This window comes from Solirubrobacter ginsenosidimutans, assembly GCF_027587205.1.
On the sequence record NZ_JAPDOD010000053.1, the window covers coordinates 1 to 16,293 of the forward strand.

Genomic DNA, 16,293 nt, shown 5'->3' on the forward strand with positions numbered 1-16,293 from the left:
CGGCCGCCAAGCCGGTCGCGCGCGCCGCCAAGCCCGCCGCCGGCGAGCCGAAACCGGCCGCCAAGCCGGTCGCCCGCGCCGCCAAGCCCGCCGCCGGCGAGCCCAAGCCGGCCGCCAAGCCCGCCGCGACGACGAAGCCGGTCGCCCGCGCCGCCACCGGCGCCGACTCTCCGCCCCGCGCCGCACCCTCCCCGGTGACCGACGCGATCGCCTCCCCCGGCCAAGGCCGCCCACTCGCTCCCCAGACGCGCGAGTCGATCGAGCGCCGCATGCCGGTCGACCTGCGCGGCGTGCGCGTCCACGACGACGCCGCCGCCCAGGACGCCGCCCGCTCGATCGACGCCCGCGCCTTCACCCACGGATCCGACATCTGGCTCGGCCACGGCGAGAGCGACCACGACGTCGGCCTGATGGCCCACGAAGCCACCCACGTCGCCCAGCAATCGGATTCCGTCGCCCGCGCGCCAAAGAAGGACGCGCCGGCGAAGAAGAAAGTCGAAGGCCCGCTCATCGACAAATGGCCTGAGCAGCCGACGGCGAAGGGGCCGGGCTCGATCGATCCCGCCGCCCAGACCATGCGGCTGTCCTCCCTCAAGGTCCCCGACTTCAAGGCGAAGCTGACCGACGCCACGTTGGTCGAGCTCAAGCGCCGGCCGCCGAGGGCCGACAAGCAGCGCGAGGACTGGGAAGGCAGCTTCGGCGAAGGCCCGGACATCTCCTACCTCAAGGCGAAGCCGCGCAAGATGAAGGATGTCGCCGAGCCGATCTACTACCTGAAGCCGAAGAACGGGACGAACACGTACGTCATCGGCCCGGAAAAGACGGTGCTCCGACGCGCGCGCCGTCCGAGCTGGGACATCAACGGCCAGCCGACGTCGTTCGACGTCGATCACAGATGGGAGTACCAGATCGGCGGCCCGGATCGCGAGGTCTCCAACCTCTGGCTCCTGCAGTCCGAGGCCAATCAGTCCTCCGGGCGCGTCATCAAGGACGAGGTGAAAGCCTCGATCGCCAAGCTCGTGAATGCGGCGCCGGACAATCTGCGCAACAAGCCGGAGGCCGAGGAGGTGCGCGACTCGTACAAGTCGATCTCCGTCGAGAAGCTCGTCCCGGCCAAGAACTACGACGGCAACCCGAAGAAGAACTACGAGAAGACCGACATCGAGACGGGGAAGTCGCTCGCGGCGCTCGAGGACGCAGGCGACGAGGCGGCTCGGCTGAGCGGCTCAGAGCAGGAGATCTCGCTCTTCGAGCGCAAGGAGGGCGGCAAGCACCGGGCGGTGCCGATCAACGCCAACGGCGTCGGCACGCTCAAGCATCCCGAGATCAGCAAGACCGTCGAGATCCTCGGCGTCACGTACACGTCGAGCGCGAAGTTCGTCAAGGCGAGGCTCTTCGCCAACTCCAAAGGCGTCGAGAAGTTCCCCGTCGACAACATCGAGATCGGCCCGATGGAGGGCGTGGCGTTCGGCGGCTACGTGAATCCCACCGCGATACACAACGCGTTGGTCCAGCAGCTGAAGGTTCCGCCGATGAGCCCGATCACGATCGACGAGATCGCGTTCGACTGGGACCAGGGGATCGTCGCGGCGGGCAAGCTGACGCCGTCGGTGCCGTTGATCGACAAGCTCGGGCTCGACCTGAAGATCGACGGCAAGGGCGTCTACCTGAGCCGGGTCTTCAGCGGCGGTGAGCTGGCGTTCCCAGGGCCGGTCAAGGTCACGGGCTCCTCGCTCGAGGTGCAGTTCGGCACGCACGGGTTCGCGTTGATCGGCCGCGTGCCGTTCGTGATCGAAGGCCTCGGTACAGGCCTCATTGAGGCCTCGGCGGCATCGAAGGGCGAGGCCCCGGTCTTCGAGCTCATCGGGACGCTCAATCTCGACAGCGAGCTGTTCGACGAGGCGATGATCACCGTCGGCTACAAGAACGGGAAGTTCAGCGGTGCGGGCAAGCTGGTCATCGGCCCGAAGAAACTCAAGGGCGTCAAGTCGGCCACGATCACCGCCGCGATCGACGAGGACCGCATCGAGGCCGCGGGCGACGTCGTGATGGACATCCCCGGCGTCGAGCGCGGCGCGGTGAGCCTCGTCTACGACAAGACGACCGGGCTCGAGATCGCCGGGAAGCTCCAGCTCTCCAACAGCATCCCCGCGCTCAAGAGCGGGACGATCGGCGTCAAGGTCAACAAGGCGCCCGAGGGCGCGTGGAAGGTCAGCGGCGAGATCGAGGCGACCGCCGGGATCCCCGGCATCACGGCGACCGTCACCGGGCGCTACGAGGACGGGGCGTTCGAGGTCTTCGGCACCGCCGCGTACGAGCGCGGGATGCTCAAGGGCTCGGTCGGCATCGGTGCGACCAACCGTCCGGTGGGCGACGACGGAAAGCCCGCGGGCGAGCCGACGAACAAGCTGACCGCCTTCGGCAAGGGCGAGGTCACCGTCCGGCTGGCCAAGTGGCTGCAGGGCACGGTCGGGATGCAGGTCACGCCGAAGGGCGAGCTGATCGTCAGCGGGAAGATCGGGCTGCCGTCGACGCTGGACATCTTCGACGAGAAGAAGCTCAGCAAGCGCATCTTCTCGATCGGGATCGACATCCCGATCGTCGGATTCAGCGTGCTCGGCCAGCGGGTGGGCATCTTCGCCACCATCGGCGGCGGGCTCGACGCGGAGGCGTCGATCGGCCCGGGTCAGATCCGGAAGGCCGAGCTGGGCGTGACCTACAACCCGGACGACGAGGCGGCGACGCACGTCACCGGCGCCGCGGAGCTCTACATCCCCGCCCACGCGGGCCTGCGGCTGTTCGTGAAGGGCGGGGTGGGCGCCGGCATCCCGATCGTCAGCGCGGAGGTGGGCCTGGAGGTGGGCGCGGCGCTCGGCCTCGACGCCGCCATGCAGAGCAACCTGCAGATCGACTGGACGCCGGGCAAGGGCCTCGTGCTCGACGCGTCGCTGAGCACGTTCGTGCAACCGAAGTTCGTGTTCGACCTGACCGCGTACGCGAACGTGACCGTCGACTACCTCTTCGGCACCTCGACGCTGTACGACGAGCGCTGGAAGCTCGCGCAGTTCGAGTACGGGTCCAACTTGCGCTTCGGCGTCAAGTTCCCCGTGCACTACGAGGAGGGCAAGGCCTTCGACGTCGCGCTCAGCGACGTCGAGTTCGAGTACCCGCAGATCGACGCCGGGGACCTGCTCAAGGGCCTCGTGAAGTCGATCGTCTGAGAGGAGTCAGCAATGTCCACCGGACCGACCCAGTTCCTCGAGGCCCCGGCGGGCGACTCGCCGAGCCGCGAGCACTCCGATCGCGGCGCGCTGCGCCACTACGCGGGCGACGCCGAGGGCGCCCAGCGCGAGTACGAGGAAGCCCTCCGGCTCGACCCCGCGAACGCGACCGCGCTCAACAACCTCGGCTTCCTGTTCGCCCAGCGCGGGCGCCACGAGGAGGCGCTGGCGCTCTGCGAGCGGTCGGTCGAGCTGGACGGGACGAGCGCCGCCGCCCGCACCAACCTCGGCAACACGCTCGTCGCCACCGGTGACACGGAGCGCGGTCTCGAGCACCTCGCGGCGGCGATCGAGCTCGACGCGGACAGCGTGCTCGCGTGGGACAGCCTCGCGACGGTCCTGCTGCTGACCGGCGACGTCGAGCAGGCCGAGCACGCCTGGCGCCGGGCAGCCGCGCTGGCGCCGCTGGACGCCTCGCTGCTCGTGTCGCTCGGCACCGCGGTGGCCGCTCGGCAGCGGCTCGGCGAGGCGGCGGCGATCCTGCGCCGAGCCGTCGACCTCGACCCGACCGAGGCGAGCGGATGGAGCCGGCTCGGCATCGTGCTCCTGCTGCGCTCGGACCTCGGCTCGGCCGAGGACGCGCTGCGCCGCGCGCTGCTCCTGGCACCCGACGACACCGGCGCCCGCCGGCACCTGGCGACCGCGCTGCTGGCCCGCGGGCGCCGCGACGAGGCCGCGCTCGAGCTCGAGCGCGTCCTGTCGCTCGACGCGGCGCACGACGAAGCCCGGATGGACCTCGGCGTCCTGCGGCTCTCCTGCGGGGACGCGGCCGCCGCGCTGGCGCTGCTCGAGGCCGTTGAGGCCACCGAGCGGGCGACGTTCTACCGCGCCGGGGCGCTGGGTGAGCTCGGGCGCGACGACGAGGCACGCGAGCTGATGCGGTCCGTCGCCGAGGGCGGCGGGAGCTACGCGGCGCGCGCGACCGCGTTCCTGGCGGAGACCGCGTGACCCGGGAGACCCTTGTCTCCTGCCTGATGCCCACCAGCGGGCGGCGACCGTTCGTCCCGCTGGCGATCGACTGCTTCCTGCGCCAGGACCACGCCCAGCGCGAGCTGATCGTCATCGACGACGGCGACGACCCGGTCGCGGACCTGATCCCCGACCACCCGCGGATCTCCTATGAGCGCGTCAGCCGCAAGCTGACACTCGGCGCCAAGCGCAACCTCGCGTGCCGCCGCGCGGCGGGCGAGGTGCTCGTGCACTGGGACGACGATGACTGGTCCGCGCCCTGGCGCATCTCCTACCAGTTGCGCGACCTGCGCGAGCACCATGCGGACATCGCCGGCCTGCGCGAGCTCTACTTCCTCCGGCCCGGCGAGCCCCGCGCCTGGCGCTACCGCTATCCGGAGCGCGGCGAGCGGCCGTGGGTCGCGGGCGGGACGCTGTGCTTCACGCGCGAGGCGTGGCTACGGCACCCCTTCCCCGAGCTCGACGTCGGCGAGGACACCCGCTTCGTGTGGACCGCGCGCGGGCTGCGCGTGCACGCCCACGCCGACCATCGCTTCTACGTCGCCACCGTGCACCCGGGCAACACGAGCGTTAAACGGCCCGCCGGGCGCCGTTGGACGGAGGTACCCGCCGCCGAGGCCGAGGCCCTGATGGGCGACGACGTCGCCGCCTACCGCGCCGCGGCGAGCGGTCGCGCGCTCCAAGCCCGCGTCCGCCCCGAGGACGAGCACGTCACCGTCAGCGTCCCGTACTTCCGCTGCCGCGACTACGTCCGCCAGTGCGTCGAGAGCCTGCTCGCCCAGACGCACCGCGAGTTGACCGTCGTCGTGACCAACGACGGCGACCCCGAGCCGCCTTGGGACGTGCTGGCCGACATCGACGACCCGCGGCTGGTGCGCTTCGATCTCACCCGCAACCGCGGGCGCTACTTCGCCGACCAGGTCGTGCTGCAGGCGACGCGCAGCCCGTACCTGATGCTCCACGACGCCGACGACTGGAGTGACCCGGACCTGATCGAGCGGCTGGTCGCCCGGCTGCGCGAGGACGGCGGCGCGCTCGCCGTCTCGGCCGCCTACCGCCACCTCGCCCCGGGCACGCCGGTGCGGGTCGTGCCCGGGGTGCGCTCGCACCGGATCGGGCCGCGTTTCGAGCACCGCGCGCATCAGGTCGGCGTGTTCCGCGCGCAGGCCGTCAGCGGGCTCGGCGGCTTCTACGCCGGGTTCACGATCGGCTACGACACCTTCCTGGTCAACGCGCTGCTGATGACCGACCGGATCATCGACGAACCCGCGCCGCTCTACCACTGGCGGATGCGCCCGGAGTCGCTGACGACGGCGCTGGACACCGGTCTGCGCTCGTCGCGTCGCATGCATGCGCGGCGCGAGCTCGAGCGGATGTATCGCTTCGCCTACCACGCGTTCCGCCGCCACGAGGCGGGGCACATCGACCGCACCACGCTGACGACGACGATCCGCGACCTCGCCCAGGCGCGCGTGGCGACTGCCGAGCGCGCGGAGCTCGGGCAGGAGGCGGCGCGACTCGCCCCCCTGCTGGGCCCACCGGCCGAACGCCGCCCGCAGCGCACCCGCGGCGCCGTGGCGGCGCCCACGGCCGACGCCACGGCGCTCCTCGCCGCTTCCGGGCTGCCGTGGAGCAGCTGGACGATCACGCCGGAGCTCGGCGCCGACCTCATCGCGCGTCTGCGCGACCGGCCGCCGCGCCACGTGCTCGAGATCGGCAGCGGCATCTCGACCGCCGTGCTCGCCGCCGAAGCGCGGCGGACCGGCATGCAGGTCACCTCGCTCGAGCACGACCCGGAGTACGCGGAGCGCACTCGCGCGCTGCTCACCCGCTTCGGCCTTCAGGACGCGGTCGACCTGCGCGTCGCCCCGCTGCTGGCCCGCGAGTGCGCCGACGGCCTCACCCACCCGTGGTACGACACCGCCCTCGACGGCCCATTCGACTTCGTGTTCGCCGACGCGCCGCCGCTGCGCCACGGGCGCGGGGCCGTGTTGTTCGCGCTCGAGGACGTCCTCGCGACCGAGTGGGAGCTGTGGCTGGACGACGCCGGCCGTGAGCACGAGCGGGAGTGCATCGCGCGCTGGGCCGAGCACATCGCGTTCACCTGCAGCGTGCGCGAGGAGCGTCGCGGCCTGGCGATCCTGCGCGGCGATCGCCGCCGGCCGACGCCCCCGCGCCGGGCCGCGGCGCCCGCGCCGCACCTCGTCTTCTGGTCGCAGCTGGATCTCCGTCGCGGCACGCGACCGAGGCCCGACGGCTGGGTCGAGGACCGCGCGCGGACGTGGCTCGCGTTCACGCTGCCGTCGATCCTCGCCCAGCAGCACGAGGACTTCGAGTACTGGCTCGTCTGCGATCCGGCCGGCCGCGAGCAGACCGAGCCGCTGGCGCGATGCGCCCGCGATCCGCGCGTGCGGCTCGTGTACGCCGACGAGGCACCGGCGGCGCTGCGCGCGCTGCCCGAGCGCGACCGCTACCTGCTGACGCGCGTGGACTCGGACGACCTCTACGCCCCGGGGGTTGCCGGCCGGCTCGCGCAGCACACCGACGCGCCCGAGTTCTTTCAGTTCAATCACGGCTACGCGTGTGACCTGCGCACGGGCGAGGTGCGGCTCTGGCCGGCGCGCTCGAGCCCGTTCTACGCTCACGTCTACGGCCCGGAACTGCGGTCGCGCGAGCGCTGGAGCGAGCCCGATCACACGCTCGTGCGTCCGCGGGCCCTGGAACTCGAACGCGGACAGTTCCTGGTGACGTTCCACGGCCGCAACGACTCGTCGCGGATCGCCCACGGGCGCGGAAGCGTGTCGGGCATCGCGGCGCTGGCCACGCTCGGCGCGTTCGGGCTCGGCGGACGGCGCTCGCTCGACGCGTTCGCCGTGACCGCGCGAGGTGACGCGGGCTGGCGCGCCGCGTTCGAGCGCGCCAAGGCCGACCTCGGCCCGCTTCGCGCGCGGTTGCCGGGAGCCCCGCTCTCGCTCGAGACCGCCGCGTTGTTCGCGGCGCTCTGCGAGCTGGTCGCCGCCCGCCGGGTGCTGGCCCTGGGCGCCGGGCTGGGTGCGCTGGTCGCGGCGCGCTCCGGCGCCGTCACCTGGCATGCCGTCGCCCGCGACGAAGGCGACGCCGAGGCGATGCGGGCGACGTTGCGGGCGACGGGTCTGCGCGACGACGGCGTCGTCACGTGGGACGCCCACCGGCGGGCGGCCGAGGCGCCCTACGACGTCGTGCTGCATGACTTCGGCGACGCGAGACAGCGCGCGGCGACGGTGCGCCACGCGCTCACGGCCACCGATCCAGCCGGCTTCCTGCTGCTCGCCGGCGCGCAGGAGCGGCCCTACGCAGCGGAGCTCGATCGCCGCCTCGCGCGGCTGTGCGCCGACGTCCATCCGGAGGCGGAGCAGCTCACGCGCGATGCGTCCGGGCGCCACGCGCGGCTGCTGGGACGCGTCCTCGGGCCGGCGGCGTGAACCGGCCGGCCCGAGAGGGGTGGGTCCTACGGGAGGTAGCGACGGACGAACTTCAGGCTGCCGCCTGGGCGTGAGTAGGCGATCGGGAGCGCGAGTGGCCCGCTCTCCTGGCCGTGGGAGATCACGCGGCCCGGCGCGACGACGATCGTCACGTGGTTGATGCTGTTGCGGGTCGGGCCGTAGAAGGCGAGGTCGCCCGGGAGGGCCCGGTTGATCGCGACCTCGTGGCCGTGGTCGGTCTGGGTGCCGGTGTAGCCGCCCGTCCAGCGCGAGCCGTTGACGATGTCGGGGCCCGCGTCGGGTCCGCCGAGCGCGTCCCACAGGCACCAGGTGGAGAACGAGGAGCAGTCCGCGTGGGTGGGGAACTGGCCCTTGCCGGCCCGCAGGCTCCTGGCGATGCCCTCCCAGCGCGCGACGGGGTCCTGCGTGTAGTGGATCGAGTCGCGGTTGGTCCAGCCGAGCATCGCCGCGCGGACCGCTCGCTCGCGCGCCGTCAGCTTCGGGACGCGGTGGCGCGCGAGGACCGCCTTGGCGTCGGCGATCTGCTCGTGACGCAGGGTGATGCGCGCCTGGGCCTCCGCTCGATCGACCGGGGTCTTCGCGGCGTGGAGGTCCTCGATCGCGTCATCGAGCATGTGCCGGCGGATCTCGAGCCGCTGGTGCCAGCGGCGCGTGATGGCGGCATCCGCGACGGCCGTCATGGCGTCACCCCGTGCGCTTCGCGGTCGTCGCCTTCGTCCTCGGGCGGGACGTCTTCGGGCATGTCGGCCGGGTCGATGCCGGGGTCGTCGTCCCCGTCGTGGGCGCCGTCCTGCTTCCGGAGCTGGTCGATGATCGACGTCGTCAGCGTGCCGTTGCCGTTGCCGCTCCCGTTGGCCGTCGGGTCGTACTGCGTGACCGCGGTGAGCGCGGGGGCATCCGGCACCGGCGCCGGCACGGGCGCCGGGACCGGGTTCGACGCGGTGATCCGGGCGACCTCGGCGGCGTTGGCGTTCTGCTGCGCGAGCGAGGACCCGCGCATGCCGAAGTAGGCGCCGATGAGTGTGCCGATGATGCCCGTGACCGGGCCGAGCGCGGTCACGATCGCGGTCGGGTTCGGGTAGCGGATGAGGGCGCCGAGCGTCACCGCGGTCATCGCGGTGAGGCCGGCAAGGATGACCCACATCGCGTAGGGGCCGTCCTTCGGGGGTGATGTCGGATCCATGGGGTCTCCGTCAGGGGCGTGTTCGTCAGGCGGTGGTGCGGGAGCGCAGCGACTCGTAGCGCTGGCGGCGGTTGCGGTAGTCCCACCCGTGGCCGTCGCCGCGCGGGCGCGCCTGGGCTGAGCGCCAGATGCGCTTGCGCTGCGTGGTGAGCGTGCCGACCAGCTCCGCGATCTGCCGCTGCTGGCCGGGGTCCGGGTGCTCGACCTTGCGCAGGCGATCGAGCTCGCGGCAGCGCTGGAGCTCACTTGGCGTCAGCCACGCGGCCGGACCGGCGGGCTGCGCCGTGCCCCACATCTTCGCTTCCTCCTCGCGCCGGCGGACGAGCCCGGGGAGTTCCCGCGGGCCCGCGTGGGTGTAGAGCCTGAACGCGGCCGGGACGCCGGCCATCCCGGGCTGGCGCAGAGCCTGGCCGAGCGACCTCGTCGCCGCCAGGATGCCGCCGCCGCAGTTGAACGCGATCGAGACGAGCGCGTCGAACTGTCCCTGGGTGAGCTGCAGCCGCAGGGCGTTGACGGCGCCCTCGGCGATGCCGACATCCGCGGCGAGCAGTTCCATCCCGCGCGTGCGGGAGATCTTGCCCATCCCGCGGGTGCCCGGGCCGGTGTGCCCGTAGCCGATCGTCCAGACGCCGACGGCGTCCTGGTACGGGTGGTCGATGAACCCCTCGAACGAGGCGATGAACTCGATGCCGTGCTGCGATGTCTTCATGGCGCCTCCGTCGGCGATGCGGCGAGCGCGGGCGGCGGGGACGAGAACTCCTCGTCGTCGTCGGGGAGCTCGTTCTCCGGGATGTCGTCGGCGGCCGGGTCCTCCAGCGCCGCGACGTCTTCGGTATCCAAGGTGTTTCCTCCTGGAAACGGGGGGACACTTACGCCTTAAAGACCCGCTTCGCGGGGCCGCTGATACGTGACCCTGGTCGCGACCCCTAGTACCCCTGGCGCAAAAGACCGGGGTAGAACCAGGGGTGATCCCTGATGTGCGGGCGGCTGGGAGCGAGCAGTATGCGGGTCATGCTTTCGATCACCCGAACCGTGTGGCTGCGAGGCCCACTGGCGACCGTCGTCGCCTCCTGGCTCGCCGCCGCCACGGTCGCTCTCACGCACGATCCCGACGCCGCACCCACTCGCGCGTGCGCTCGCCGCCGCAAGAAGATCCACCGCGGTCTCGAGGCCCTATAGGGTCGGCCACGTGACCGGATCTCCCCACCGGTTCGTCATCCGGTAACGAAAGGCCCTGCACTTGCTTCCCCGCCCAATCACCTTCGCCGTCGCGCTGGCCGCCCCGGTGCTCGCACTGTTCGCGACGCCGGCTCTTGCCTGGAGTCCTCGGTCGGCGCCGCCGGGCATGACCGCGCCGCACGCGCTGCCCGGCAAGGGCGCCGCCGCGGCGCGCGCCGAAACGGCGCGCTGGCTGGTCGGCACGCGCCTGACGCCCGACACCCGCGCGATCGCGGACCGCTACGGCGCGCAACTGCTCTCTCCGCGGGGGACCTACGTGGTGCCGCGCGCACAGGCCCGCGCGTTCGCGGGCGCGCTGAAACGCAGCAGCGCCTATCGCTTCTCCGAGCCCGACACGCTCGTGCGCTCGTTGCAGGAGCCGCCCCCGCCGCCGCCCCCGTACGACGAGTTCGCCGCGACCGACTGGCGCGGCTTCCTGCTCGGCAGCAGCCTCGTGCCCCCGCCCGTCACCAGCGCGCCGCTCACCGCGGTGATCGACTCGGCGGTCGACACGACGCACCCCGACCTGCAGGGCATCAGGGTGATCGGGGACCCGGCGGTCTCCGACCTGCACGGCACCGCGGTCGCCTCGACGATCACCGGCCAGGCCAACGGCGTCGGGATGGTCGGCGTCTTCCCGGGCACGCCGCTGCTCTCGATCGGGTCCGGCCTCGCGACTTCTGACCTGATCAAGGCCATCTCGATGGCCGTCGAGAACAAGGCCAAGATCATCAACATGAGCTGGGGAGGGCCCAGCCCGAACTTCGCGATGTTCGTCGAGATCGCCTACGCCGTCTCGCAGGGCGTGCTCCCCGTCGCCGCGGCCGGCAACGACCGCGACACCGCGCTCCCGGACGGGACGACCAACCCGGTCGTCTTCCCCGCGGCCTTCCCGCACGTGCTCTCGGTCTCGGCCATCGGCCCGTCGGGCAAGAGCAGCGACTTCTCGACCGCCAACGGCGCCGTCGACGTCTCCGCGCCCGGCGAGTCGGTCCTCACCGCCGTCCCCGTGGCGTTCGACACCACCGACGGTGTGCAGGACGGCTACATGCGGCTGGACGGGACGAGCTTCGCCTCGCCGATCGTGGCCGGCGTCGCGGCGTGGCTGGAGACGCTGCGGCCGGAGCTGAGCGGGCGCGAGGTCGGCGACATCCTGCGCTACAGCGCCACCGACGTGGGCGAGACGGGCTACGACTCCGACACCGGCTACGGCATGGTCAACCTCGCGGCGGCCATCGCGCAGCCGCGGCCCGCGAGCGACGGCATCGAGGTCAACGACGACATCGAATGGACCGATGGCAAGCGCTTCGACAAGCCGGACCCGTACCTCTACCGGGGCTTCACCCGCCGCGGGGTGGCGACCGGAGCCGTGGACACATGGAAGGACCCCGCCGACGTCTTCCGCATCCAGATGCCCCGCCGCTCGCGCTTCAAGGTGACGCTGCGGACCGCGCGCGGCACCGATCCCGACCTCGGCGTCTACAGCTCCAAGGGCACCTCGATCTACAAGCGCCGCGGGCTCGTCGGCCTCTCGACCAAGGGCGAGAGCAAGACGGAGACGCTGTCGTTCACCAACTCGAGCAGCCAGAAGGCGACGGCCTACGTGGTCATCTACGCGCCGAGCACGAAGGCCGACCGCTACGACGCGGAGTACGCGCTGACCGTCGAGAAGCGCTAGAGCTGACCGGGGTAGAAGCCGAGCCGGGCGAGCGGCTCGACCAGCTCTCGCTCCTCGTAGGAGAGGTGCGAGAGCAGCGTGTCGGTGAGCAGGTCGATCGCGTTTTGGAGCGGCTCGAAGTCGTCCGGGTGGGTGAGGTGGGCGACGAGCGCGTGGTCGACCGCCTCGATCGCGTCATGGATGACGTGGTGCTCGTCCGTGAGGCGATCGATCACCGGCTTCAAGCCGGGGTCGCGGGCGAGGTGGGGGAAGATCGAGTCGTCCTCGAGCGAGTGGTGGGTGGCGACGACGCGGCAGTAGCGCGAGCAGAACGCGCCGAGCGTCCAGTCGTTCTGGCGCAGGGCCATCTTGTTCAGCTCGGAGCGGGCGGCGCCGGCGGTCATGATCCCCGCGCGGACTTGTCGAACGAGGTCGCGCAGCTCGTCCAGCTCGCGGCGGAGCATGTCGTGGACGTCGATCAGATGCTGGCCGGCGGCGCGACCGCGCGGCGTGTAGGTCGTGTCGGGGTCGGGATCGCGGTGTGGGCGGGTCGATTCGTCCCAGGGGAGGTGTGTGCTGAGGCGGGTGCCGTCGTCGGGGGTGGGTGTGAGGGCGAGGCCCGAGTCGGGCGCGGCGGGCACTTCACGTTCGGCCGCCGCTCCCGCCACGCGGTCGCGGACCGCCACCGCGATCTCCGCCAGCGCCTCGATCACCCGCGGGTCGTCGGCCATGACGATGAACGTGTCGACCCGCTCCTCGAGCGCGAGGCGGGTGAGCTCCGCCACCGGGTCCTCCGGAAGCGGCAGGTTGAGCATCCGCCGGATCTCGCCCGGATCGCGACCCGCCTCGCGCGCCGCGCGGTCGATCGCGGCATTGCCCGCCGCCAGGTCGCCGTCCTTGAGGTACGGCAGGCTCGGCAGCCAGCCATCGCCCTTGCGCCCGGTCAGCGCGAGCATCCGCGGCTTGTACGCGCCGATCCAAAGGCCCGGCGGGTGCAGCGGCGCCGGACCGCGTGAGGCGCGCTTGAGCGAGTAGTAGTCGCCGTCGAACGTCACGCGTCCCTCGCCCACCCACAGCGCGCGCATGAGGTCGATCGCCTCCGCCAGTGCGTCCACGCTCTGGCCGGGCGTCAGCCGGCGACCGCCCATCTGCTCGATCGCGTCCCAGAACCCGCCGGCGCCGATCCCCAGCTCCGCCCGCCCGCCGCTCAAGCGGTCCAGCGCGGCGACGGCGCGCGCCATCACCGCGGGCGGGCGCAGCGGCAGATTGAGCACGTTCGGGGCGAGCCGGATCCGCTCCGTCCTGCCGGCCACGTACGACAACAGCGTCCAGGCGTCGAGCAGCTTCGGTTGGTACGGGTGGTCCTGGAAGGTGACGAGGTCGAGCCCGACCTGGTCGGCCAGCACCGCGAGCTCGACGACCGTGTCGGGCTGATCGCTGGACGGGGTGATGAACACGCCGAACTGCACAGCGTTCATGCCAGCTCCTGATCGATGGCGGCGTCCAGCAGCGCACGGGCGCGCTCGCGGTCGAGCGAGCCGGCGAGCCAGCGGTTCGAGAGGCCGTCGACGAGCGCGGTGAGCCGTTCCGCGGCGGCTTGGGCGTCCACGGCCGGCGCTTCGGCGGCGATCGCTCCGGCCACCAGCGCCACCCACGCGTCGGTCGCCTCGCGCACCTGCTCGCGCAGGTCGGGGTCGAAGACCGCGCTCGCCTGGATCTCCCCCCAGACGGCGCTGGTCTCGCGCGCCGCCTCGTCGAGCTCGGCCAGCAGCGTCGCCCGCACGCCCGAGGGCGCCGCGTCCGCCGCGCGCTCGTTGGCGTGGTCGAGCGTCGCCCGCACGAGCCCCTTGCGCGAGCCGAAGTAGTAGTAGATCAGCGAGACGGCGACGCCCGCCTCCGCCGCGACGACCTCGACGCGGAGGCCCCGCACGCCCGTCCGCGCGATCACCGTGATCGCGGAATCGAGGATGAGATTGCGGCGGTCGGGAGCCATCTCGGACCGGCGCACCATATCGTGCGCCCGATCTTGACTGAATTTTCAATCTAACCTACTCTGCCGCGTCATGGCGACGATCACGTATGGAGAGACGGCGGTCGTGGACCGCCCGGGCAGGGTCGAAGAGGCGGGGGTGGCGTACATCCCCGAGGCCGAGCGGGACTCGCGGCCGGCGAACCTGGCGGCCGTGTTCTTCGGCGGGAACCTCGCGTTCTCGGTGATCGTCTTCGGCTGGCTGCCGATCACGTTCGGGCTCGGGTGGTGGAGCGCGGTCACGGCGTCCGCACTCGGCCTCGCGCTCGGAACGCTGATCACCGCGCCGCTGGCGCTGCTCGGTCCGCGCACCGGGACCAACAACACCGTGGCCAGCGGCGCCCACTTCGGCGTCACCGGCCGGCTCGTGGGCTCGGCGCTGACGCTCGCCTTCGCCCTCGCCTACGCGGCGATCGCGGTGTGGACCTCCGGGGACGCGCTCGTGGCGGGTGCGCACCGGCTGCTCGGGACGCCGTCCAACGACGGCGCGCTGGCGATCGGCTACGCGCTGATCGCGGCCGAGATCGCCATCGTCGCCCTGTACGGACACGGCACCGTGGTCGCGCTGCAGAAGATCGTCGTGCCCGTCGTCGGCGTGCTGCTCCTGCTCGGCATCGTCGCCTTCGCCCCGCACTTCTCGGCGGGCGGCTCGCACGCGTACATCCTCGACGGCTTCTGGCCGACCTGGGCGCTCGCGGTCACCGTCGCCGCCGCCGGCCCGCTCTCCTACGCGCCCTCGCTGGGCGACTACTCACGCCGCATCTCGGAGACCCACGGCGACCGGCGCGTGCTCGCCGCGGCCGGACTCGGCGTCTTCGGGGGCCTGCTGGCGACCACGCTGTTCGGCGCGTTCACCGCGCTGTGCCTGACGAACCTCGGCGACTCCTACGTGGGCGATCTCGTCGCCGCCGCGCCCGGCTGGTACGTGCTGCCGATCCTGCTGATCGGGCTCGCGGGCGGCGTCGGCCAGGGCGTGCTGAACATGTATGCCTCGGGGCTCGACCTGGCGGCGATCGTGCCGGGCGCGAAGCGGGTGCACACGACGCTGATCACGAGCGTCCTGGCGATCGCGCTCGTCTTCCTCGGCACCTTCGCGCTGAACGCGGTCGACTCGATCACGGCGATGACGCTCGTCCTGAACGGCGTCGCCGCGCCGTGGGTCGTCGTCAACCTGCTCGGGTTCCTGGTCGCCCGCCGCCGCACCTACGACCCGCACGACCTGCAGGCGTTCAACGAAGGCCGGCGGGGCGGGCGCTACTGGTTCACCCGCGGGTGGAACCTGCGCGCCGTCGGCGCCTGGGCCGCGGGTTCGCTGTTCGGCCTGCTCGCCGTCACCACCGACCTCTACACCGGCCCGCTGGCGAACCTCGCCGGCGGCGTCGACCTCTCGCTCGCCGGCTCGGCGCTCGTCGCCGCCGCCGTCTACCTCATCGCGCTGGCCGTCTGGCCGGAAGGAGAGACCGCATGATCGATCCACTGACTCGCTGGGCCACCTACGGCGAGAAGCCCGACTACGCCGGCCTGATGACGTACGCCGGCCTGCCCTACACCGAGGACCCCGCCGAACTGCAGGGCGCGGACGTGGCGATCGTCGGCGCCCCGATGGACGAGCTGACCTCGGACTCGCCGGGAACGCGGTTCGGCCCGCGGGCGATCCGCGCGGCGTCCTGCGCGCCGGGCGGGCATTTGGAGGCGGGTGTCGACGCGCTGCGCGAGGTCCTGCGGGTGGTCGACTTCGGCGACGCCCCGATCCTCCCCGCCGACCCGGTCCGCTCGCACATCGCGATCCAGGAGACCGTCGCGCAGGTGCTCGCGGCGGGAGCGATCCCGGTCATCCTCGGCGGCGACCACTCGATCGCCGAGCCCGACATCCGCGCGGTCGCGGAGGTCCACGGTCCCGTCGGCCTGATCCACTTCGACACCCACACCGACACCGGCCGCGAGGTCTTCGGCGCGACGCTCTCGCACGGCTCCTGCATGTACCGGCTCGTCGAGTCCGGCCACATCGACCCGTCGCGCTACGTCCAGATCGGCCTGCGCGGCTACTGGCCGGGCGAAACGGAGTTCGGCTGGCAGGCCGAGCGCGGGATCGTCTCGCATTTCATGCACGACGTCCGCGACCGCGGCATCCGCGCCGTCGTCGCCGACGCGCTCGAGCACGTCGGCGCCGGCCCGGTCTTCCTCAGCGTCGACATCGACGTCCTCGACCCCGCGTTCGCCCCCGGCACCGGCACGCCCGAGCCGGGCGGGATGACCTCCGGCGAGCTGCTGTGGGCGTGCCGCGAGATCGCCAGCGCGGTCGACCTCGTGGGCCACGAGATCGTCGAGGTGCTCCCGGACCGCATCGGCTCCCGCGACATCACCGCCCTCGTCGCCGAACGCGTCGTCCGCGAGACGCTCACCGGCCTCGCCCTCGCCCGCGTCCGCGAACCGGCCCGAACCTAAAGGGGCCTGTCCCCTTTAGGTTGACGAGG

General features: G+C 72.3%; 13 protein-coding genes. 7 read left to right on the plus strand and 6 right to left on the minus strand.

Features of this window, described 5'->3' with window-relative positions; translation table 11 throughout:
* The 3 genes from OM076_RS36390 to OM076_RS36400 all read left to right on the plus strand — a co-directional run.
* Positions 1–3,221: eCIS core domain-containing protein (locus OM076_RS36390; RefSeq protein ID WP_270045088.1), on the plus strand; the 3,221-nt coding region annotated here is incomplete at its 5' end.
* Positions 3,222–3,233: 12 nt separating this feature from the next.
* A complete protein-coding gene (locus OM076_RS36395; protein WP_270045089.1) occupies positions 3,234–4,229 on the plus strand; it encodes a tetratricopeptide repeat protein in 996 nt (331 codons plus the stop codon).
* Complete coding sequence (locus OM076_RS36400; protein WP_270045090.1) at positions 4,226–7,711, plus strand: glycosyltransferase; 3,486 nt, start codon at positions 4,226–4,228, stop codon at positions 7,709–7,711. Before OM076_RS36395 ends, OM076_RS36400 begins: the two co-directional genes overlap by 4 nt.
* Positions 7,712–7,737: 26 nt before the next feature.
* Here the strand turns inward: OM076_RS36400 and OM076_RS36405 are convergent, their stop codons facing one another.
* The 4 genes from OM076_RS36405 to OM076_RS36420 are packed head-to-tail and all read right to left on the minus strand — an operon-like array spanning position 7,738 to position 9,755.
* Positions 7,738–8,412 carry an NlpC/P60 family protein gene (locus OM076_RS36405; protein ID WP_270045091.1) on the minus strand — a complete coding sequence of 225 codons (675 nt, stop codon included), beginning with the start codon at positions 8,410–8,412 and terminating at the stop codon, positions 7,738–7,740.
* Positions 8,409–8,915, minus strand: a complete 507-nt coding sequence (locus OM076_RS36410; protein ID WP_270045092.1) for a hypothetical protein — start codon at positions 8,913–8,915, stop codon at positions 8,409–8,411. The genes OM076_RS36405 and OM076_RS36410 overlap by 4 nt, the downstream gene beginning before the upstream one ends.
* 25 nt (positions 8,916–8,940) lie before the next feature.
* Positions 8,941–9,624 (minus strand): lysozyme, encoded by a 684-nt coding sequence (locus OM076_RS36415; RefSeq protein WP_270045093.1) that lies wholly within the window; start codon positions 9,622–9,624, stop codon positions 8,941–8,943.
* Positions 9,621–9,755 (minus strand): hypothetical protein, encoded by a 135-nt coding sequence (locus tag OM076_RS36420; protein WP_270045094.1) that lies wholly within the window; start codon positions 9,753–9,755, stop codon positions 9,621–9,623. The genes OM076_RS36415 and OM076_RS36420 overlap by 4 nt, the downstream gene beginning before the upstream one ends.
* A gap of 171 nt (positions 9,756–9,926) precedes the next feature.
* Between OM076_RS36420 and OM076_RS36425 the strand changes: the two genes are divergently transcribed.
* Together OM076_RS36425 and OM076_RS36430 are read left to right on the plus strand one after the other, a co-directional pair.
* The gene (locus OM076_RS36425; RefSeq protein ID WP_270045095.1) at positions 9,927–10,094 is read left to right on the plus strand and encodes a hypothetical protein; all 168 of its coding nucleotides are present in this window, start codon (positions 9,927–9,929) and stop codon (positions 10,092–10,094) included.
* 61 nt (positions 10,095–10,155) lie between these two features.
* Positions 10,156–11,811 (plus strand): S8 family peptidase, encoded by a 1,656-nt coding sequence (locus OM076_RS36430; RefSeq protein ID WP_270045096.1) that lies wholly within the window; start codon positions 10,156–10,158, stop codon positions 11,809–11,811.
* On the opposite strand, the gene OM076_RS36435 is transcribed toward OM076_RS36430, so the two are convergent.
* On the minus strand, positions 11,808–13,268 hold the full coding sequence (locus OM076_RS36435) for an LLM class flavin-dependent oxidoreductase (protein ID WP_270045097.1): 1,461 nt from the start codon (positions 13,266–13,268) through the stop codon (positions 11,808–11,810). The two genes, OM076_RS36430 and OM076_RS36435, sit on opposite strands and share 4 nt — an antisense overlap.
* The gene (locus tag OM076_RS36440) at positions 13,265–13,783 is read right to left on the minus strand and encodes a TetR family transcriptional regulator C-terminal domain-containing protein (RefSeq protein ID WP_270045098.1); all 519 of its coding nucleotides are present in this window, start codon (positions 13,781–13,783) and stop codon (positions 13,265–13,267) included. Before OM076_RS36440 ends, OM076_RS36435 begins: the two co-directional genes overlap by 4 nt.
* Before the next feature lie 70 nt (positions 13,784–13,853).
* On the opposite strand from OM076_RS36440, the gene OM076_RS36445 reads away from it, so the two are divergent.
* Entirely contained in the window at positions 13,854–15,287 is a 1,434-nt protein-coding gene (locus tag OM076_RS36445; RefSeq protein WP_270045099.1) for a purine-cytosine permease family protein, read from the plus strand.
* The gene (gene speB / locus OM076_RS36450; protein WP_270045100.1) at positions 15,284–16,264 is read left to right on the plus strand and encodes an agmatinase; all 981 of its coding nucleotides are present in this window, start codon (positions 15,284–15,286) and stop codon (positions 16,262–16,264) included. Before OM076_RS36445 ends, speB begins: the two co-directional genes overlap by 4 nt.
* Positions 16,265–16,293: the final 29 nt, after the last annotated feature.